The 20074-nt window shown below is 65.7% G+C and carries 14 protein-coding genes; 4 read left to right on the top strand and 10 right to left on the bottom strand.

Translation table 11 applies throughout. From position 1 onward, the window contains the following. Positions 1-20 precede the first annotated feature (20 nt). The 4 genes from M2D63_RS23155 to M2D63_RS23140 are packed head-to-tail and all read left to right on the top strand — an operon-like array spanning position 21 to position 5730. The gene (locus M2D63_RS23155) at positions 21-1553 is read left to right on the top strand and encodes a TolC family protein (protein ID WP_285865387.1); all 1533 of its coding nucleotides are present in this window, start codon (positions 21-23) and stop codon (positions 1551-1553) included. Then, complete coding sequence (locus tag M2D63_RS23150; protein WP_285865386.1) at positions 1537-2301, top strand: efflux RND transporter periplasmic adaptor subunit; 765 nt, start codon at positions 1537-1539, stop codon at positions 2299-2301. The genes M2D63_RS23155 and M2D63_RS23150 overlap by 17 nt, the downstream gene beginning before the upstream one ends. Continuing rightward, entirely contained in the window at positions 2294-3634 is a 1341-nt protein-coding gene (locus M2D63_RS23145) for an efflux RND transporter periplasmic adaptor subunit (protein WP_285865385.1), read from the top strand. The genes M2D63_RS23150 and M2D63_RS23145 overlap by 8 nt, the downstream gene beginning before the upstream one ends. Next, on the top strand, positions 3634-5730 hold the full coding sequence (locus M2D63_RS23140; RefSeq protein ID WP_285865395.1) for an HlyD family efflux transporter periplasmic adaptor subunit: 2097 nt from the start codon (positions 3634-3636) through the stop codon (positions 5728-5730). Before M2D63_RS23145 ends, M2D63_RS23140 begins: the two co-directional genes overlap by 1 nt. 16 nt (positions 5731-5746) lie before the next feature. Here M2D63_RS23140 and M2D63_RS23135 read toward each other — a convergent pair whose 3' ends face one another. The 10 genes from M2D63_RS23135 to M2D63_RS23090 form a co-directional block, all read right to left on the bottom strand. Further along, on the bottom strand, positions 5747-8206 hold the full coding sequence (locus tag M2D63_RS23135) for a fused MFS/spermidine synthase (protein ID WP_285865394.1): 2460 nt from the start codon (positions 8204-8206) through the stop codon (positions 5747-5749). Positions 8207-8360: 154 nt separating this feature from the next. Continuing rightward, positions 8361-9929 carry an arylsulfatase gene (locus tag M2D63_RS23130; protein WP_405310811.1) on the bottom strand — a complete coding sequence of 523 codons (1569 nt, stop codon included), beginning with the start codon at positions 9927-9929 and terminating at the stop codon, positions 8361-8363. A gap of 101 nt (positions 9930-10030) precedes the next feature. Beyond that, entirely contained in the window at positions 10031-11032 is a 1002-nt protein-coding gene (locus M2D63_RS23125) for an HAD family phosphatase (protein ID WP_285865383.1), read from the bottom strand. Positions 11033-11073: 41 nt separating this feature from the next. Continuing rightward, a complete protein-coding gene (locus M2D63_RS23120; protein ID WP_285865382.1) occupies positions 11074-12375 on the bottom strand; it encodes a hypothetical protein in 1302 nt (433 codons plus the stop codon). Next, the gene (locus M2D63_RS23115) at positions 12372-13970 is read right to left on the bottom strand and encodes a VWA domain-containing protein (protein WP_285865381.1); all 1599 of its coding nucleotides are present in this window, start codon (positions 13968-13970) and stop codon (positions 12372-12374) included. The genes M2D63_RS23120 and M2D63_RS23115 overlap by 4 nt, the downstream gene beginning before the upstream one ends. Position 13971: 1 nt before the next feature. Continuing rightward, complete coding sequence (locus M2D63_RS23110) at positions 13972-14973, bottom strand: VWA domain-containing protein (RefSeq protein ID WP_285865380.1); 1002 nt, start codon at positions 14971-14973, stop codon at positions 13972-13974. Further along, positions 14960-15466 (bottom strand): DUF4381 domain-containing protein, encoded by a 507-nt coding sequence (locus M2D63_RS23105; RefSeq protein WP_285865379.1) that lies wholly within the window; start codon positions 15464-15466, stop codon positions 14960-14962. The genes M2D63_RS23110 and M2D63_RS23105 overlap by 14 nt, the downstream gene beginning before the upstream one ends. Further along, on the bottom strand, positions 15463-16422 hold the full coding sequence (locus M2D63_RS23100) for a DUF58 domain-containing protein (protein ID WP_285865378.1): 960 nt from the start codon (positions 16420-16422) through the stop codon (positions 15463-15465). Before M2D63_RS23100 ends, M2D63_RS23105 begins: the two co-directional genes overlap by 4 nt. A 4-nt stretch (positions 16423-16426) precedes the next feature. After that, on the bottom strand, positions 16427-17401 hold the full coding sequence (locus M2D63_RS23095) for a MoxR family ATPase (RefSeq protein WP_285865377.1): 975 nt from the start codon (positions 17399-17401) through the stop codon (positions 16427-16429). Positions 17402-17475: 74 nt separating this feature from the next. Then, on the bottom strand, positions 17476-19728 hold the full coding sequence (locus M2D63_RS23090) for a tetratricopeptide repeat protein (RefSeq protein WP_285865393.1): 2253 nt from the start codon (positions 19726-19728) through the stop codon (positions 17476-17478). Between the last annotated feature and the right edge of the window lie 346 nt (positions 19729-20074).

Genomic DNA, 20074 nt, shown 5'->3' with positions numbered 1-20074 from the left:
GCCAGGACCAAGGACAGACCATGCCAAAACTGCCGCAAACGTTGTTCAGTACGGCCATCGCCTCAACAGTCTTATTGGCCGCATGCTCTGCGACCAAGCCCGTCGAGTACACCGAGGAAGAAACCCGGCAACGCATCCTTCACGACCAGGCGCAGATGTATGCGAACCAGGAGCCGGTGACCACCCCCATCACCTTCTACGAGGCCGCTGCCCGCGCCCTGAAGTACAACCTGGACTACCGCCTCAAGCTGATGGAAAGCGCGCTGGCCAGTGACCTGCGCGATGTCTCCAGCCACGAAATGCTGCCGCGCGTGGTCGCCTCGGCGGGCTACGCCGGGCGCAACAACGACTCCGGCGGTACCTCGATCGGTATCGAAGACCGCGAGCAAAGCTTGCGCGCGTCCACCTCCGAAGAGCGTTACCGCCAGCTCTATGGACTGGGCATGAGCTGGAGCCTGCTGGACTTTGGCGTGGCCTATTACCGCACCCAGCAGAAAAGCGACCAGATCCTCATGGCCGAAGAACGTCGGCGCAAGGTCGCGCAGAACGTGCTGCAGGACGTGCGCAACGCCTACTGGCGCGCCCTCAGTGCGCAACGCCTTATGCCCCAGGTTGATCGTTTGCTGGTGCGCACCCACCAGGCCTTGCTGTCGGCACGCCAGGCCGAGACCCAGGGCCTGCTGCCGCGCCAGGAAGTGCTGGCCTACCAGCGCGCGCTGCTGGACTCCATCTACCTGTTGACGGTCCGTCGCCAGGACCTGGAGTTCGCCCGCGCCGAACTGTCGGCGTTGATGTCACTGCCGCCGGGCTCGCGCCTGGTGCTGGCCGACGAAACGGAACCGGTGCTGCCGCAGATCGCCCCGGACATGGACAAGCTTGAGCAGCTGTCGTTGAAACACCGCCCGGAAATCATGGAAGAGTGGTACCGCAAGCGGGTCAACGCAAACGACCTGAAGATCGCCAAGGCGCAACTATGGCCCAACGTGACCCTGGACTACGGCTACAAGTACGACTCCAACAAGTTCAACTACAACAGCGACTGGACGGAAACCGGCGTACAGGTCTCGATGAACCTGCTGCGTCTGCTGCAACTGCCGTCGCTCAACAGTGCCGCCGAGTCGCAGACCAAGACCGACGACATGCGCCGGGTGGCGCTGTCGATGGCCATTCTCACCCAGGTACGGGTCGGCACCTTGCGTTATCAGCTGGCGCGCCAGGAAGTGGAGTTTGCCGATCAGAGCCTGCAAGTCGACGAGAGCTTGTTGAGCTACGCTGAAAAAGCCCGCAGCACCTCCTATGGCTCGGAACTTGAGGTGATTCGCGCCGAGGGTCGCTACCTGCTGTCGCGTTACCAGCGCGAAGCGGCCTACTCCAGTGCCCAGGCGGCCTGGGGCCGGTTGTACAACTCGGTCGGCCTGGACACGCTGCCCAAGGAAATCGAACGACACGACATCAAGACCCTGGCCAGGGAGATCCAGCGGACACTCGATGATCAAGAACGCTCCAACCTTCTCGCCAGCTCGCAAGGAACGCCGAATGTCATACAGCCCTGAGCGCAGTTTGCTCGCAGTGATTCTGTCCCTGATGATCACCCCGGCCTTGGCCGATGATGTATCGCCAGCCACCAACGACGACCCCGGCACCATCCGTGTGCTGTTGGTCGCCGGCCTTGAAACCACCCTGTCCAGCCAGATGGCCGGTACCCTTGGCGAGTTCAAGGCGGCCCTCGGCCAGGCGGTGGCCAAGGACGCCGTGCTGGCCCGCTTCGACTGCGCAGAAGCGCAGGCGCGCACGCGGGTCGCCACGGCCGAGCTGGCCATGGCCCGGCAGAACCTCGAGGCCAAGCGCAACTTGCGCAAGCTCGACGCCGTGGGCGACCTAGAGGTCGCCGTGGCCAACACCGAAGTGCAGAAAGCCGACGGTGCCCGCGCCCTGGCCCAGGCCCAGAGTGGCTACTGCGTGGTACAGGCGCCCTTTGCCGGGCGCGTGGCCAAGGTCCATGCCAAACCGTTTCAAACGGTACCGGCCGGCACGCCGCTGTTCGACCTGGTCAGCGACGGTGCGCTGAAGGTCCGTTTGAATGTGCCGTCCAACCTGCTGCCCAAGCTTCAGGCCAACCAGGCGCTGGACGTCGACATCCTGGAAACCGGCAAGCGCTACCCGGCCCATGTCAGCGCCATCAACGCCCGGGTCGATGCCGTGGCCCAGACCGTGGAACTGGAAGCGCGGCTGGACGCCGCGCACCCGGAACTGATCGCCGGCATGAGCGGCACCGCCCGCTTCCCTAGCGCCAATGAGTGAGCCACTACCGCACCCGCAGCTGCTGTTGGCCATTGCAGCCCTGCGCGACCGTGCCCTGGCCGCCGACTCACTCAATGCGCTGGCGTTCTCGATCGCCAACGATCCCTACGCGCTGCTGCAATACCATCAGGCGCTGGTGTTCCAGCAACAGGGACCGAACCTGGTGCTGTCATGCGTGTCGGGCCTTGGCCGTCCAAGCGAAGATTCGCCTTACCTGGTGTGGCTGCAGCGTGCCATCCGCTGGGTGGCTGCCCAGCTTGAGGACGACAAGCCGCGCTGGCTGGCACGCGATGCCGTGACCCCGCCGCCGGACATCGAAGAAGACTGGGCCGAGTGGTGGCCCACGGGGCTGTGGTGCATCCCGCTGCACGACCGCGAAGGCCAGCGCCTGGGGCTGGTGTTGTTCCTGCTGGACAACCCGCCGGCACCGGCGCTCGAGCCCGTGTTCGACGGCCTGTGGCGCACCTGGGCCCACTGCTGGGCAGGCTTTGCCAGGCAACGCCGGCTGACGCGATGGCGGCCGAGCAAGCGCCAGGTGTTGCTGGCCCTGGGTATCGGCCTGGCCCTGTTGCTGGTGCCCGTGCGACAAACCGCCCTGGCCCCGGCCGAGATCGTCTCGCGCGAAGCCATGATCATCAGCTCACCGATCGATGGCGTGATCGAGCGCATGCAGGTGCGTCCCAACCAGCCGGTCGACAAGGACACCTTGCTGTTCAGCCTGGATGAAACCACGCTCAGGAGCCGCGCCGAGGTACTGGGCAAGGAAGTGGCCGTGGCCGACGCCGAGCTGGCAGCGGCCAGCCAGCGGGCCTTCGACAACCCGCAAAGCAAAAGCGAGCTGACCTTGCTCAATGGCCGCGTGCAGCAGCGCCGCGCGGAGCTTGCGGCAGTCAGGGCCCAGTTGCAGCGCACCCAGGTGCGTTCGCCGCGGGCCGGCGTTGCGGTCTACAGCGACCCTAACGACTGGCTGGGCAAACCGGTGTCGACCGGCGAGCGCATCCTGCTGATCGCCGAGCCCAAGCAACCGGCGATGCTGATCCAGCTGCCGGTAGCCGACGCCATCGCCCTGGAGCCAGGCGCAGAGGTGACCTTGTTTCTCACCGCCTATCCGCTCACGCCACTCAAGGGCAAGGTACTGGAGACCAGTTACCAGGCCCGGGCCAATGAAGAAGGCGTGGTGGCTTACCGCCTGCTCGCCAGCATTGACGGTCAACCGGAACATGCGCGCCTGGGCCTGCACGGCACGGCCCGTCTGTACGGCGAACGCGTAGTGCTGGGCTATTACCTGCTGCGCCGGCCCTTTGCCGCGCTGCGGGCCTGGAGCGGCCTGTGATCGGCAACCCGGCGGAACTGGCGTCGCAGCCGCTGCGCGACGACCTGCGCCTGCTGGAAACGGCGCCGGACAGCAGCGGCGAACCGGCCTGGGTGATTCAGGACATCGTGCAAAACCGTTTCTATCGCATCGGCTGGCTGGAATTCGAATGCCTGCTGCGCTGGGAGCAGACCCCCAAGGCCATCTGTCAGGCCCTTCACGCAGAGACTCCGCTGCGCCCGGACGTGGAGCAAATTTTGGAATTTCGCCAGTTCCTGGAACACCATCAGTTGGTTCGACCCGGTCGCGAGGCCCTGGCCCGCCTGGCCGCACGCAGCCAGGGCAATGCCTGGCTGAACTGGAACTGGTGGCTGCACCACTACCTGTTTTTCCGCATCCCGCTGTTACGCCCGCAGCGCCATCTGCAACGGCTGGCTGAAAAGCTCGACTGGCTGTTCCAGCCCCTGACCGGGATGCTGGTCGTGCTGCTGGGCCTGACCGGCGTGCTGCTGGTGCTGCAACAGTGGGATACCTTCACCACGGCGGTAGTGGAGTCCTTTTCGGTCTCGGGCCTGGCAAGCTTTGCCGTCGCCCTGGTGCTGGCCAAGACCCTCCATGAACTGGGGCACGCGTTGGTGGCCACACGCCTGGGCCTGCGCGTGGGCCATATGGGCATCGCCTTCGTGGTGCTATGGCCGATGCTCTACACCGACACCGGCGAAAGCTGGAAGCTGCGCAGTTCCAGGCAACGCCTGGCCATCGCCTCGGCCGGCATCCTCACCGAGCTGGCCCTGGCCGGGCTTGCGACCCTCGGCTGGGCGCTGAGCGACCCGGGCCCGTTGCGCAATGGCCTGCTGTACCTGGCCACCACTAGTTGGGTGCTGTCACTGGCACTCAATGCCAGCCCCTTCATGCGCTTTGACGGCTACTTCATCCTCTCGGACCTGCTGGACTTCCCCAACCTGCACGAGCGTTCCTCGGCCCTGGCCCGCGTCACCTTGCGCCGGGTGCTGTTGGGGATGAACGAAGACTGGCCGGAAAGCTTCAGCCCAGGCAAACGCCGGGCGCTGGTGGCGTTTGCCATGGTCACCTGGGTCTACCGCCTGGTGCTGTTTCTCGGCATTGCCGTTGCGGTGTACCTGCTGTTCTTCAAGCTGTTGGGGATTGTGCTGTTTGCCGTGGAAGTGGCGTGGTTCATCCTGATGCCGGTGTGGCGCGAACTGAAGTACTGGTGGAAACATCGCGAAAGTATCGACAGCGGCCACCGCCGCGCCTGGTGGGTGATCGGGGCGCTGGTCCTGCTGCTGTTGGCGGTGCCCTGGCGCACCCAGGTACAGGCCTTGGGCGTGGCCCGCGCCGAACACCAGTTGCGGGTGTTCGCCCCCTATCCTGCCCGCTTGCAAGCACTGCACCCGGCCGGCCAGGTCGCTGCCGGGGCGACCCTGGTGACACTCGATGAACCCGATATCGCCTCACGGCTGTTGAGCAGCGAGGCCGGCGCGAAAGGCTACCAGGCCAGGCTCGGGGGGCTGATTGCCGACCCTTCGGGTGCCGAGCAGGCCATCGCCACCCGCCAACGCCTCGATGTCCAGTTCGAAGAGGTGCGCGCCGCGCGTTCGGAAATGGCCCGCCTGACCTTGCAGGCACCGTTCGCCGGCCAGTGGCTCGACCTCGATCCGACCTGGCAACCCGGCCAGTGGGTCCACAGCCGTGAACCCATCGGCATCCTGGTCGACCCCGCTCACTGGCAGGTGGACGCCTATGTCGAACAGGATGAGGTGCAACGCCTGGTGCAGGATGGCGCGGTACTTTTCTACCCCGAAGGAGAACCGACCCCCCTCAACGGCAAAGTGCTGGCCATCGGCAGCACCCGGGTCAGCCAGCTGCATCACGCCATGTTGGCTTCACGATTCGGCGGCCCCCTGAATGTTGCCAAGAGCGGCAAGGAGCTGGTGCCTTCACCGGCCCTGTTTCATGTCCTGATCCAGCTCGACGGCGCCCCGCCAAGTCTGCGCGAAACCCGTGGCAGGCTGCAGATCGACGGCCAGCGCCGCAGCTTGCTGGGTGAAGGCCTGATTCATGTGGCCGCGGTACTGCTGCGCGAGAGCGGGTTCTGAATGGCGGGTGGGCGATCTACTGCCCACCGCCCATGAACCAGCGAAAGTAGGGGTTGCGCCCCTCCTCCTGCATTAACTGTCGCGCCTCTCGCGCCCATGCCTGGCGGTTACCGCTGTAGGCAAACAGCGACAGGCCATAAAAGCGCTGCAGCACACGCCACTGATCCTCCACCGCCGCCTGCTGGGCAATATCGGCGTTCTTCAAGGGCGGTGCCTTGCGCAACGCCAGCAACTGCGGCAATACCCGGGTGATCTCCCTGGCTCGGACCCAGGGCGCATATTCGATACGCGGCCGGTCGTCAGTGACGGCCTGGGCGTCGGCGGCGAAACGCTCCAGGCCATCGCGGTCGGTCACCCAGGTGGCGAGCAAGGCACTGACCGAACCGATCCCCACTTCGGCCAGGGCGCCCGCCACCTCGGGTTGGGCAAAGCGCTGGCCGATCCGGGCCACGTCCAGCTCCAGTGGCGTCAGCGAGCCGACTAGGAGCATTTCGTGAAACTCGGTGGTCCACAACGAGGCATGGGGAAACACGTCGAGGAAGCTGCGCACCAGTGAGCGGCTTTCGTCTTCGTTCTGGGTCGGCAATGGCAACCACTGGGCGACGATGCCGCCCTCTTCCAGACGCGATGCCGCCAATTGATAAAAGTCTCTGGAGTAAAGGTTCACCACCCCGGCCGCTGAAGGCGGTGGTGGTTCCAGGGTGATCAGGTCATAGCGTTCGGCGCTGCGCAGCAGTTCACGGCGGCCGTCGCGCAGGCGGATGTCCAGGCGCGGGTCATCGACCGCCTGGTAGTTGCCCTTGAACAGCGGCGCCGCCGCCAGCACCTCAGGCAGCAGTTCGGCCACCACCGGGCGCTGCAAGCCCTGGTAGCGCAGCATGGCACCGGCGGTAATGCCGGTGCCGAAACCGATGACCATGGCCGAGCGTGGCTCGCGGTTGTGGATCAACAAGGGCAGCAACGCCTGCAGGCGCATGTAGCGCAGCGACGGCATGGCGTCGCCGGTGTTGGACACGCCCTGGATGTACAGGCGGTTGAACGCGCGGCCCTGGTGCTGTTGGGTCACCACCGCGACGGTGCCACCCCGGCCTTCCTCATAGAAGGTGATACGGCCGCTGCGTGCGCCCGGCAGCAGTTCAGCCAGGCGCTGCGGCGGGGTCAGCACGCCGATGACCAGGATGGCCAGTGTCACGCCCAGGATGGCGGCACGCATGCCCCGACCGACACCCACACCACGCCAGACCACCAGGCAACCGACGGCCGCCGCCACCAGTGCCAGCACCACCAGCGTGCGCACCAGGCCGATGCCCGGCACCAGCACAAAGCCGGTGCACATGACACCGACAATACCGCCCAGGGTATTGAGTGCGACCACGGTACCGATGTCCCGGCCCACGTGCCCGCTGTCCACGGCCAGGCGTACGGCCAGGGGGAACGCCGCGCCCAGAACCGTGGTGGGCAGGAACACCACACACAACGCGGCGGTGGCAAAGCGCGCGCACATCCCGGCCAGTTCGTTGCCGGTGGCCTGCAGCACCAGGGCTTCCACCTCGGTCTGGGCGAAGATCAGCCAGCGCCCCAGCCCCGCGACCTGCACCAGGGCCTGCAGGCCGGCAACGGCGATCAACAGGCCGAACAAGCCCCAGGGGTCACGGATGCGGTCGGCGCGCCGGGCATACAGCGCACTGCCCAGCACCAGCCCGGCAAGATAAGTGGCCAGCACCACGGAAAAGGCAAAGGCCCGGGTGCTCATGAACTGGACGATCGATTGCGTCCATACCACTTCGTAGCCCAGGGCCACACCGCCGGCCACGCAGTACAAGGCGATCGCCAGGCGTGCGGCAGCGGAGCGTGGCGCAGCAGCCGCCCGGGGTTCGATCGGCTCATGCACATCGCTGCGGCGGGACACACAGGCGATGACCGCCGCCAGCAGGTTGAGCCCGGCGGCCACCAGCGCACTGCCGGTGACGCCCAGCAGCGGCAACAGAACGAAGGCCGCCAGCAAGGTGCCGGCGATGGCGCCAGCGGTATTGGCGGCATACAGCCCGCCCCCGGCCTTGGCCAGTTGGCCCTGGCCCGGGGTCAGTACACGCATCAGCACCGGCAGCGTGCCGCCCATGAGAAACGCCGGCCCCCCCACCAGGGTGAACGGCAGCACCCAGGCGAGCAGCCCGACCTGGTCTTCCAGGCGGGCAAACAGGCCGGCAGTGTTGGCCAGCGCCAGGGTGGTCAGCACCGCCAGAACCGCAATGGCCAGCTCAAGACCGGCATAGAGCCTGACCGGGCGGCGCAGGCGATCGGCCCAGCGACCGAACAGCAGGCTGCCCAGGGCCAGGCCGACGAAAAAGGCACTGATGCCGGCGGTGATGGCGTACACCTCGACGCCCACCACCAGCGACAGTTGTTTGATCCACAGCACCTGGAACACCAGCGCTGCCGTGCCTGACACGAACAGCAGCAGCACAGGCAGCCACATTTTCAGGGGGAGTGATTTGTTCACCGCATCGGCAGCGGCTTGAACCGGGGATGGACTGACTACTGAACGCATCAATCAACCTTATCGGCAGCGCAACGCGATCGCCGAGAATGCAGGTGGGGGAACGCGCCCGTCGGTGACGGGCGCGCGGTACCTATTGCTTCTTCATTTTCTCTTCGATTTTCTTGTCCACATCGGCGCGCACCTGGTCGATGCTGAAGCTGGCCGGGCGCTGGCTGGGTGGATAGTCAACGAAGGTCTGCAGGAACGCTGCCGCCTTGCGCGTGCCGTTGAAGATCAGGTAGTCGTTCTTGGCCAGCCAGTCGTAATACTGGTCGGAGACGACATCGGCCCTTTCATACGGGTCCATGCGCAGGTTGAACAGCTTCGGTACCCGAAGGCAAGTGAAGGGTTCGCTCCAGACCTTGAAGCCACCCGGGGCGCGCTGTTCGCAGAACACCAGTTTCCAGTCGCCATAGCGCATGGACACCAGCTCGCCATCGTCGTTGAAGTAGTAGAACTCGTCACGTGCGCTCTTGGGGGCCTTGCCGGTCAGGTAGTCCAGCTGGTTGAAGCCGTCCAGGTGCACCTTGAAGTTCTTGCCGCCGACGTCCGCACCTTTGAGCAAGCGCTCCTTGATGTCGGTATCACCCGCAACTGCAAGCAAGGTCGGGAACCAGTCCAGCCCGGAGAACATCTGGGTGGAAACGGTGTCAGCCTTGATCTTGCCTGGCCAACGGACGATCGCCGGCACCCGGTAGGCGCCTTCCCAGTTGGAGTTCTTCTCGTTGCGGAACGGCGTGGTCGCCGCATCCGGCCAGGACCACTGGTTGGGGCCGTTGTCGGTGGTGTAGACGACGATGGTGTTGTCGGTAACCTTCAGATCATCGAGGGTCTTGAGCAGCTTGCCGACATCGCCGTCGTGCTCGAGCATGCCGTCGGCGTACTCGTTGCCGACCATGCCGCTCTGGCCCTGCATGGCTTCGCGTACGTGGGTGAAGGCATGCATGCGGGTGGTATTCATCCAGACGAAGAACGGCTTGTCGGCCTTGACCTGCTTGTCGATGAAGTTGATCGCCGCCTGGGTCGTCTCGTCGTCGATGGTCTCCATGCGTTTCTTGGTCAACGCGCCGGTGTCTTCGATCTTGCCGTCGGCACTGGACTTGATCACCCCGCGTGGCGAGGCGGCCTTGACGAACTCGGCGTCATCCTTGGGCCAGTAGGGCCGCTCCGGCTCTTCTTCGGCATTGAGGTGGTAGAGGTTGCCGAAGAACTCGTCGAAACCGTGGTTGGTCGGCAGGTACTCGTCGCGGTCGCCCAGGTGGTTCTTGCCGAACTGGCCGGTGGCGTAGCCGTGGGCCTTGAGGGCCTGGGCGATGGTGACATCGCGGGCCTGCAGGCCGACCGGCACGCCAGGCATGCCGACCTTGGACAGGCCGGTGCGCAGCGCCGACTGGCCGGTGATGAAGGTGGAGCGACCGGCGGTGCAGCTGTTCTCCGCGTAGTAGTCGGTGAACATCATGCCTTCCTTGGCGATCCGGTCGATGTTCGGGGTCTGGTAACCGACCACGCCCTTGCCGTAGGCACTGATATTGGTCTGGCCGATATCATCGCCAAAGATCACCAGGATGTTCGGCTTGTCCGCGGCCTGCGCCGCCCCCACGCCCATCGCCACCGTCGCGGCGAAGGTCATGGTCGTCAACCACCTTCTACTGAGCTTCATAAGGCCATTTCTCCGTTTCACGTTACTGGCATCTGCCACGACTACGTGCACGTGAGGGTTCGACTGCTTGACGGGTTCCCTGTGCGCCTGCGGTGTCTTGTTTATGGGTTGTCCAAAGGTTCGAAGGGGTAGATGCGCTGCCATTCGCGCGCCATGTCGACGACGGTCCAGCCATCGTCCCGGGCGGCGGTCAACGCCTTGTCCAGGCGCCCGACCTTGCTGTCGCGATCGTAGGCCCATTCGCGCCGGGCATCGGTGTGGTGCACGATGCCTGCGAAGCGTTTGCCGGTGCCGGCCGTCGTCCACTGCAGCATCTGCAGGTCGCCATCGGAGTTGCCGAAGGCCAGGATCGGCCGGCGGCCAATGATCGATTCGATGCTCACCGGCTTGCCCGGGCCGTCATCGTTGTGTTGTAGCTTGGGCAGGCGCTGGATCGACAGCTTGCCGTTGCGGTCCTCGAAGCGGGCATCGAAGGTGGTGCCGATGACTTGCTCGGGCGGAATGCCGTAGACCTCTTCGGCAAAGGCGCGCATGAACGCCACTTCGCCACCGGAGACGATATAGGTCTTGAAGCCGTTGTCGCGCAGGTACTGCAGCAGCTCCAGCATCGGCTGGAAGACCATCTCGGTGTAGGGCTTTTGGGTCTTTGGATGCACGGCGGTGGCGAGCCACTTCTCGGTGCGGGCCATGAACTCCTCGGTGCTAATGCCCGAGTGAGTCGCGGCGACGATCTTCATCAAGCCGTCCATCCCGCTCGCCGCCAGCGCCTTCTGGTCGCCGTCGAGCACGGCCTTGAACGGTTGCTGGGTCTTCCACTCGGGATGTTGCGGGGCCAGGCGCTTGACCTCGTCCAGGGCGAACAGCACTTCGAAGTACAGCGGCTGCTCGCTCCACAGGGTGCCGTCGTTATCGAACACCGCGATACGCGCTGCCGGCTTGACGAAGTCCTTGCTGGTCTGGTCCGTCACCGCCGTGACGAACTGCTCGATGGCCCGGCGCGAGCCACTGTCGTTCCAGGACGGCAGCGGGCCGGCGGCGTAGCTCAACAGCGGGACCAGCAACAGCAGGCTGAGCAACCAATGCATGCGGTGTACTTGAGGCATAGGGCGTCCCTGGACGTTGCGTCGTACCTGATGCAAGCGCATCAGGGATTCAACGGTTTTAATCCGTACCGCGTCGTCGCGGTCCCGCGTTTACTCATCTGCAGCCGTACGTCTTGCAAGTCGCCGAGCAACTGCGGTGGTACCTCGGCAGCGGAACCGGGGTTGCCGTAGCAGTTCTGGAGCAAGTCTAGTGAACGATTTTCGTTTGTGGCGCTGGCGCCTGTAAAAAATCCGCCCAGGGTCCGTTTGCCACTGATACGCCGCACCCACAGGTACAGCGCCCCCAACTGCAATGGCCGGGTATTCAGTTGCTGGCGCAGGCGTTGCCAAGCGTAGTCCGCCGACAGCAACCAGGCCGTGCGCCGGGCCGCCTGCCAGCGCCGAAGCGTCGCGCCGAGGTGACGAAGCCACGGATAACCGAACCAGACCAAGCCGCCCCCGGCCAGCAATACCACCGCCAACAGCAACCCGTGCCCGGAAACGCGCATGCGTGCCTGCTGGCCCAGGGCGCGTAGATCGTCACTGATGGAAAACGGCGCAGTGTAGACGGCTGCGGCCGCATCCACGGTGATCGCCTCCAGCGAGGCCCGTTGCGCTTGACCTGCGTTGTCCCACCAGGTCAGCTCGATGGCCGGCAGGGTGATCTTGCCGGCCTGGCTGATGACATAAGTGGCGCTGTCCTCGCGCACGCCCCCCGAGGTGCCGCCCCGGCCATCGCTCAAGGGCCTGACCTGGGGCGATTGCACATACCGTTTGCTGCCCTGGACTTCGGCGAAGACCGGCGGCGGTATCAGCATGGCCTGCGCCCCCTCGGCCTGCAGGGTCACATGACGGGTCACGCTGTCACCCACCCGCAGTGGTTCATGGGAGCGCTCCAGCGTCTGGGTGAGCGTCACCTTGCGCGCCACCAGTTGTTGCTGCCCTCCTGCGTTTGCCAGGGCCTTGGCGACAAAGCTCAGCGGCGGGCTCTTGACGGTCACCGGGCCACTGCCCTGCCCGGGCTGGAGCACAAAGTCCAGCGCCGGAATGCTGAACGACCGGGCCTGCTGCGGCGTGATCTGATAGGCGTAACGGAGACCGAAGAAGGTGGTGCCATCCAGCTTTTCGTTCAAATGCTGGGCCTCGCCGCTCGGTGGACTGACCACCGCACCGGGCAACTCGAGCTTGGGCAGCACCGGCGCCGCCGTGAACCAGGTGTCCACCAGCAGATCCACCTCCAGGTTGACGGTAGCCCCGACCAGGACACCGGTTGCCGGCACCAACCGGGCCTGCACCCGGACTTGCGGGTCGGCGGCGGCCAACAGGGGCAGGCACAGCAGCAACAGCCAGGCGATCGCTTTCATGGTGCACCTCCCGCTGTTTGCTGGCGTGCAGCGTCCTGGAGCATGAACTTGCGCTTGAGGAACTGCGCCGGCGAGGTCGTCAGGTTGTTCAGCCACTGTTGGTCGGACGCGGCCTGCGGGGTGGTCTGGTCCTTCTGCCGGGCGCCCTTGGAGGGGGTCTGGTCTTCCACCACCTTGTCGGCTTTCTCGTCGGGCGTGCCCGCCTGCTGCTGGTCCTCGTAGTCCTTCTCCAGCGCCTGGGCAAGGGCCAGGTTGGCCTTGGCCTGGGGGAAGTCGGCCTGCTTGTGCAGGGCCTGCTCATAGGCCGCGATGGCCTGGGGAAACTTGAACAGGCGCACATAGGTATTGCCCAGGTAGAAGTCGGCCTGGGCCGAATCGAGCCGGGCAAAGCCGGCCAGCGCCACCTCATAGTCCGCCGCGTTGTAGGCCGCCACGGCTTTCCAGTACGGGTCGTGGAAATGCGCGGCCGCCTGGGGAAAATGGCCGTGCTCGAAGGCCCAGCGTCCTTGCTGGTCCGGGGTGAAGAAGGCATCAAGCAGTGCACCTGCCCGGGCAGGCTGCGGCGTGCCCGCAAGCAACCCGAGCAGCACCAGGCCGAGCCATTGCACCCGCCAGCCGCGGCGCACGCAGCACAGGGCAATCAGCGCCAGGGGCCAGCACAGCCAATAACCGGCGTCTTTCCAGTGCACCTGCTGGGCATCGCCCTGCACCGCCTGGAAGTGCTGCTGGGCATGCAGTTCGATCCAGTCCAGGTCGTCATCATCCAGGGTCAGGCTGCCCAAGGGGGCATTGGCGGCCTTGGCCAGCTGCTTCAGGGCCTCGGCATCGAAGCTCGCCTGCAACGGCCGGCCATCGTCGCCGATCCTGGGCCGCCCCTGGGCATCATGGAGCACGCCGCGGTCCTGGCTGCCGACGGCCAGTACCAGCACTTGCAGGTTGCTGCCGTCCAGGCGCTTGGGGATCTCGCCGAACTGTTCGGCATCGGCACCATCGGTGACCAGCACCAGGGTACCGGGCATCTTTTCCGCGTCGAGCAAGGCCCGCGCCTGGTCGATCACCCCCAGCACATCCTTGCCGGATCGACTCATCAGTGTGGTCGACAAGGCCTGCAGGAAGCTGTCCAGCAGCACCGGGTCTTCGGTGGCCGGCAGCACCAGGTGCGCACTGCCGGCGTAGGCGATCAGCGCGGTACGGGCCCCGGCCCGGCGTTGCAGCAGGTCGTGCAGCTTGTGCTTGGCGGCCTGCAGGCGCGAAGGCGGAAGGTCATCGGCGTCCATGGACGGCGACAGGTCGACCGCCAGGATCAGCGGCGCACGGTTATCGAAAAAGTCCGGCGTGTCCCGTGTCCAGGTCGGCCCGGCGGCGGCCAGCGCGCCAAGGCCCAGCAATACGGCCAGCAGGTGTACCGGGCGCAGGTGCTGCTGGTCTTGTGGGGTAATCACCAGGGCGTCGATCAGGTGCGGGGCGATCACCTTGTTGAGCTGGCGCTTGAGGTCATGACGGCGCAGCCACGCCCAGGGCAGCAGGATCGCCGGCACGATCAGCAGCAGCCACAGCGGTCGCAGGAAGTGAAAGGCGCTGAAGTCGAGTTCCATCTCAGCCTCCCTTGGCCAACGGCCCGGCTGCACCCCGGCCAAAGCGGCCGGACAGCGCGGCCAGTCCATGACTGACCAGCAACAGCAGCAGCGCTGCGCCCAGCGGTAGCCAGAACAGGTCGCGCTTGGGCTGGTGGCTCAGGGTCTTGACCTTGTGCGGGGTGATCTGGTCGAGGGTGGCGTACACCGCCTTGAGGGCGTTGCGGTCATCGGCGCGGAAGAAGCGCCCGCCAGTCGTGCGCGCGATGTTCTGCAGGGCCTGCAGGTCGACCTTGGCCTCGCCGCTGGCCAGGGGGTCGCCGATGCCGATGGTGTGCACCACGATGCCCTGCTCTTTGGCCAGGCGCGCCGCGTGATCGGGGGTGATGGCGCTGCCGGTATCGTTGCCGTCGGTCAGCAGGATCAGTACCTTTTCCTGCTCTTCGGCCTTGGCCAGCAGCTTGATCGTCAGGCCGATGGCGTCGCCCAGGGCGGTGTTGGGCCCGGCCATGCCGATCCCTACCTCGTCGAGCAGCACCCCGAGGCTGGCGTGGTCGAGGGTCAGCGGTGCCTGGGGATAGGCCCCGGTGCCGAACACGATCAGGCCGATACGGTCATCCTTGCGCTGCACGATAAAGTCGCGCACCACGCTCTTGACCGCGCTCAGGCGGTCCGTGCGCTGGCCGTCGGCGCCGGTGTAATCGGTGGTTTCCATCGACTGGGAAATGTCGATGGCCAGCATCATGTCGCGAATCGGCTGCTCTTTCTCGATGGCTTTTTCCACAAAGACCGGGCGCGCACAGGCCAGCACCAGCAACACCCAGACCAGCAGGTTCAACAGCAACTGCCAACGCCCGCCCGAGGCGCTGCCGTTCTGCGGCGTCAGCCCCGCCGCCCGGGTCATGGCCGAGAAGAACGGCACCCGCAAGGCACTGTGGGCCTCCCGGTAGGTCCCCAGGTAGCGGTAGGCGAGCCAGGGCAATGGCAGCAGTAGCAGCGCCCAGAGGTAGTCAAACTGCCACATGATGCGCCTCGATCCAGTACCGGCCGGCTGCGAACAGTGCCCAAACCTCGTCCTCTGGAATAGCCAGCACCTCGGCATCGGGGGCATAGGCCAGGGTATGCAGGCGTGCGGCGAACTGTTCCGGCAGGGGTTTGGCGGCGCGTTGCGCCAGGAAGGCCTGCCACTGCCCACCACTGAGGGTCGCGGCCGGCGGCGCACCGGTGATCGACATCGCCACCCGCTTGAGCAGCGTCGGCAGTGCGCGCAGGGCCGGCAAGCGTCGCTGCGGGTCCGCCAGGTCGAGGGCGAGGCGGTCGAAGGCCTGCAACGCTTCGCGGCGATAACGGTCACGCTGCCAGCGCCACCAGCGTCGGACCGTCCAGGCCGCAACGGCGAGCAGGATGATCAGCAACAGCGCCAGCCAGCCCCAGGTCTGCGGCCAGTAGCTGAACGGCGGCGTCACCAGCGGCAGTTCCTGAAGCTGGTCGATGCCCGGCAGCACCGGCGCCGTCATCGCGCCATCCCGGACAGCCGGCCCAGCTCGCGGCGGATCTGTTCGAGCGGTTCATGACCGGTGCTGATCATCATCACCGGCACCTGGCTGCGCCGGAGCATGTCGGCGACATCGCGCAGGCGACCGGCCAGGAACGCGCCCAGCGGTCGGTTGACCTGGCGACGCTCCACTTCCAGCTCCACCTGCAGCTCGCCCTGGGTGACCATCACCCGGCCTTGCTCGGGCAGCGCCAGGGCGATGGGGTCGAACACCTGCATGGCGATCACATCGTTGTGGGCGCTGAGCTGGCGCAGCAGCTGCAGGGTCTGCGCCGATGCACCGCCGAAGTCGCTGATGATACATACCAGGCAATCGTGGCCGGCGAGCGCGATGCAATTACGCAGGGCCGTGTCCAGTTGCGTTTCGTCCTCGGCGTCGGGGCCGTTGGCATTGAGCGTGTGGTTGCTGCGGATGATCGCTGCGCACAGTTCCTGGACCCGCGCACGGCTGCGCAGCGGTTTTATATGCCGCACCTGCTGGTCATCGAACACCAGGCCACCGACACGGTCACCGGCATGCAAGGCAATCCACGCCGACAGCGCTGCAAGCTCGGCGGCGACCACCGACTTGAAGCTGCGCTGCGAGCCGAAGAACATGCTCATGCGCTGGTCAACCAGCACCAGGGTCGGCCGGTCACGCTCTTCGGTGAAGGTGCGCACGAAGGGTTTGCCGAAGCGCAGCGAGGCGCGCCAGTCCAGATGGCGCAGGTCGTCGCCGGGAATGTAGCGACGCAGTTCGTCGAAGCTCAGGCCGCGCCCGCGCAGGCGCGAGGCATGGGTGCCGGAGAGGATGCTGGCCAGCGGTTGCCGGGACAGGAAGCTCAGGCCGCGTACGCGATGCTCCAGCGCCATGAGCTGGCTGAGCGAGGCGTAGACGAAGCCATCGGCAACCGGTGAATCGACCTGTGGCCTGTCCATGGGCTCAGGCCGGGATGGCGACGTGATCGAGCAGGCGGTCGATCACCCGGTCGGCGTTGATCCCCTCGGCGATGGCGTCATAGGACAACTGCAGGCGATGGCGCAGCACCGGATGAACCACGGCGCGCACATCGTCCGGCGACACGAAGTCGTTACCGGACAACCAGGCGTGGGCCCGCGACACCCGGTCCAGGCTGATACCGCCGCGGGGGCTGGCGCCGATCTTGATCCAGCGGGCCATGTCGGCATCGTAGTCGGCGGCATGGCGGGTGGCATTGATCAGGTCGATCAGGTAGCGGTCGATCGCCTCGGACACATGCACGCCGGCAATCTCGGCGCGCGCGGCGAACACCACCTCCTGGGGCAGTTGATCCGGCGGCTGCCTGGCACCCTGGCTGCTCTGCTCCTCGGTACGCACCAGGCGCAATACCTGGGCTTCGTCGTCCACCTTGGGGTAATCCAGTTGCAGCTTCATCAGGAAGCGGTCCATCTGCGCTTCGGGCAGCGGGTAGGTGCCCTCCTGCTCGATCGGGTTCTGGGTCGCCAGGACCATGAACAGCGCCGACATCGGGTAGCTCTGCCCGGCCACGGTGATCTGCCGCTCTTCCATGGCTTCGAGCAGGGCCGCCTGGACCTTGGCCGGCGCCCGGTTGATCTCGTCGGCGAGGATGACATTGCCGAACAGCGGCCCGGGCTGGAACTTGATCTGGTTGCCTTCGGCGGTTTGCTGGAGGATCTCGCCGCCGGTGATGTCCGAGGGCAGCAGGTCCGGGGTGAACTGGATGCGCCGCATCTGCGCATCCAGGTGGGTCGCCAGGGCCTTGACCGTGCGGGTCTTGGCCAGCCCCGGCAGGCTTTCCAGCAGCACGTGGCCGTTGGCCAACAACCCCAGCAGCACATGCCGGATGGTCTCGGCCTGGCCCAGCACCTGCTGGGCCACGCGCGCTTCCAGTGCAGAAACCTGCTCGCGTATGCTCACCTGTTCGCTCCCTGACTGTCCGGCAATTGGGTAAATCTAGCAGCCTTCCCAGCAGGCGCCAGACAAAGCCCGGGTCACGGCTTCTGCCAGTACGGCTCGATCGCTTGCAGGCGCGGGTCATCCGGCGCGACCTTGCGCATGCGCTGCACATACTCGAAAGCCTCCTTGCGCTCACCCGCCAGGGCATGCAGGTACAACAGCGAGTACAACAGGTCGGGGTCCTCGGGAGCCTGCTCAAGACCACTGCGCAGTGCCTGGATCGCATCGTCGCGGCGGTTCAGGCGCGACAGCAGCAGGCCCTGGTTGTAACGGATGCGCACGTTTTGCGGCAGGGCCACGGCGGCGGTTTCCATCCACTGCAGCGCTTGCTCGGCCTTGCCCTGCTCGACCAGCAGCAAGGCCAGCATGTAGGCCAGGTTGCCGTGGTCGCTCGCCGGCATTTTCTCCAACGCCACACCTTCGCGCAGTAACTGCTCGGCCTCATCGAGGCGTTGCGCGGCGCTGGTCAGGGTCACCAGGTTGACCCGCGCGGGAACGAAGTACGGGTCGAGCTTCAGGGCCTGGCGGTACTCGTCCATCGCCTCGCTCTCACGCCCCTGGCGGCTCAACAACACGGCCAGGTTCAGGCGTCCGCCAGGCAGGTCGGCGTTGCCGCGCAGGCGCGTCTCGTAGTCCGCCAGCATCGTCTTGAACGACTCCCGTGAGTCTGCCGGCAACTGCTCGGGCGGTACGTCGGCCAGCACCCGCAACGTTTCATCGCGCACTGCCAGGGTCGGGTCCTTGAGCAGCGGCAGCAGTGGTTGCAGGCGTTGCGCCGGGGGCACGCTGGCAAAGCCGGAAACGGCATAGGCACGCACCAGGTCACTGCTGTCTTTCAGGGCCCAGCCCAGGCTGATCACCGACTGGCTGCCAAGATCGGCCAGTTGCTCGGCCGCGGTGGCGCGAACGATGGCCGGCTTGCCTTTGTCGGCCAGCAGCGCATTGAGCTGGCTGAACGCGATGCCTTTACCGCTGCGCACGGCGTGGAAATTCTCGCCGTAGTGGGGGGGACGCTGCGGCTGGCCGAACCAGCCTTCGATGGCCTTGGCCGCCCATTGCGGCTTCTGGTCCTTGTGGCAGGTGGTGCAGGCATCGGGGCTGTCGTCTGTTGCGGCCAGGTCCGGGCGCGGGATGCGCAGGCTGTGGTCGCGGCGCGGGTCGACCACCATGTAGGTCTTGGTCGGCATATGGCAGTTCACGCACTGGGCGCCGGGGGAACCTGCCGGGTGATGATGGTGCGCCTCGCTGTCATAGTCCTTGGCCTGCAGGCTGGCAAAGCGCGCAACCGGTGGCTGGCCGTTATGACACTGCAGGCACAGGCCGTTGCCTTCGATCTTGACCTTGGCCGTGTGCGGGTTATGGCAGTCGGTGCAGCCCACCCCTGCCGCGTACATCTTGCTCTGGGTGAACGAGCCGTACTCGTAGACCTCGCCATCGATCTGGCCGTCGGCGTGATACAGGTCGGGGCGCAAGGTGGCGGGCAGGCTCTGGTCCAGTTGCTTGTGCCCCGGCAACTGGCCAACCCCCAAGGTCTGGCGGCGGCTGTGGCAGAAGGCACATTGCTCGACCTGGCCCTGGCTGCCCAGCGCCTTGTAATCCACCGCCAGGCCCACGTCCTTGGCCGAGGCATAAGTCTGTTGACCGGATTTGGCGGCTTTCGCCCAGTCGACATGGGCCTGCCCCGGCCCATGGCAACTCTGGCAGCCGACGGTCTGCTCCTGCCAGGTGGTGGCGAAGCTGTCTTCGCGGTCGTTGTAGTTCTTCATCAACCGGGTGGAATGGCAGTCGGCGCACATGCCGTTCCAGTTCTGGTAGCGACCGGTCCAGTGCAGCGGATCGTCGGGGGCGAAACGCTGGCCGGGGTACAGCGAGAACCAGCGCTGCCCGCCTTCGCCCTTGCTGCGGCTGTCCCAGGCGATGGTCAGGGCCTGCAGCCGCCCGCGGGGCAGCGACACCAGATACTGTTGCAAAGGGTAATGGCCGAAGGTGTAGAGCACCTCGAAGTCCACAGGCTTGCCGGTTTCGCCTTCGGTGTTGACGAAAAAGCGCTCGCCCTTGCGGAAGAAGCGTGCCTGGACGCCGGCGTCATCGAAGCGGGTATTGGCGAAATTGCCCAGCACATTGGCGGGTTTGGCTTCGCGCATGGCCCAGCCATGGTCGGAGTCTTTCCAGGCTTTGGCCTGGTCGGCATGGCAACCCAGGCAGGTGGCGGTCGCGACGTAGCCTTGCTCCGGGCTGCCTTGCGCGGGCTCACGCGCTGTGGTTTCACTGGCGGCCCAGGCCGGCACGGTGATCAGCGCTACTGTTGACAGAACCAGGCCGCGCAACCATGACCAACGCCTTTCCCTAGGTGTTTCATGCCCCATTCCCAACTCCACGGTCAATTCGATTCGCCCTGTTCCGGACGTTTTTGCATACCGATGCAAATGGTTGCGTGCTAGAGGCTAGTGCATCTTTCAAGCGACGGGCGGCAAAATTCGGTTCTTCACGGAATCCTTGGGCTTGGGCTTGGGCTTGGGCTTGGGTGGCGAGGTGGCGTGCTTATCCATTCCATGCAGCGACGCTGCCGGCCCCTTCCGCCCTTACGGCGGGTCCCTTTTGTCTTGGCAAAAGGAACCAAAACCGCTCGCTCCT

Origin of the sequence: Pseudomonas sp. BJa5 (genome assembly GCF_030272875.2) — a bacterium.
GTDB lineage: Bacteria > Pseudomonadota > Gammaproteobacteria > Pseudomonadales > Pseudomonadaceae > Aquipseudomonas.
The sequence above is the reverse complement of the archived record's forward strand: the minus strand, read 5'-3'. Positions and strand labels throughout refer to the sequence as shown.

What these genes read in the sequence shown, in the direction of transcription:
- M2D63_RS23155 (WP_285865387.1), top strand. Translation starts at nt 21, where the DNA reads ATGCCAAAACTGCCGCAAACGTTGTTCAGTACGGCCATCGCCTCAACA.
- M2D63_RS23150 (WP_285865386.1), top strand. Translation starts at nt 1,537, where the DNA reads ATGTCATACAGCCCTGAGCGCAGTTTGCTCGCAGTGATTCTGTCCCTG.
- M2D63_RS23145 (WP_285865385.1), top strand. Translation starts at nt 2,294, where the DNA reads ATGAGTGAGCCACTACCGCACCCGCAGCTGCTGTTGGCCATTGCAGCC.
- M2D63_RS23135 (WP_285865394.1), bottom strand. Translation starts at nt 8,206, where the DNA reads ATGTGGCTGCCTGTGCTGCTGCTGTTCGTGTCAGGCACGGCAGCGCTG.
- M2D63_RS23130 (WP_405310811.1), bottom strand. Translation starts at nt 9,929, where the DNA reads ATGAAGCTCAGTAGAAGGTGGTTGACGACCATGACCTTCGCCGCGACG.
- M2D63_RS23125 (WP_285865383.1), bottom strand. Translation starts at nt 11,032, where the DNA reads ATGCCTCAAGTACACCGCATGCATTGGTTGCTCAGCCTGCTGTTGCTG.
- M2D63_RS23120 (WP_285865382.1), bottom strand. Translation starts at nt 12,375, where the DNA reads ATGAAAGCGATCGCCTGGCTGTTGCTGCTGTGCCTGCCCCTGTTGGCC.
- M2D63_RS23115 (WP_285865381.1), bottom strand. Translation starts at nt 13,970, where the DNA reads ATGGAACTCGACTTCAGCGCCTTTCACTTCCTGCGACCGCTGTGGCTG.
- M2D63_RS23110 (WP_285865380.1), bottom strand. Translation starts at nt 14,973, where the DNA reads ATGTGGCAGTTTGACTACCTCTGGGCGCTGCTACTGCTGCCATTGCCC.
- M2D63_RS23105 (WP_285865379.1), bottom strand. Translation starts at nt 15,466, where the DNA reads ATGACGGCGCCGGTGCTGCCGGGCATCGACCAGCTTCAGGAACTGCCG.
- M2D63_RS23100 (WP_285865378.1), bottom strand. Translation starts at nt 16,422, where the DNA reads ATGGACAGGCCACAGGTCGATTCACCGGTTGCCGATGGCTTCGTCTAC.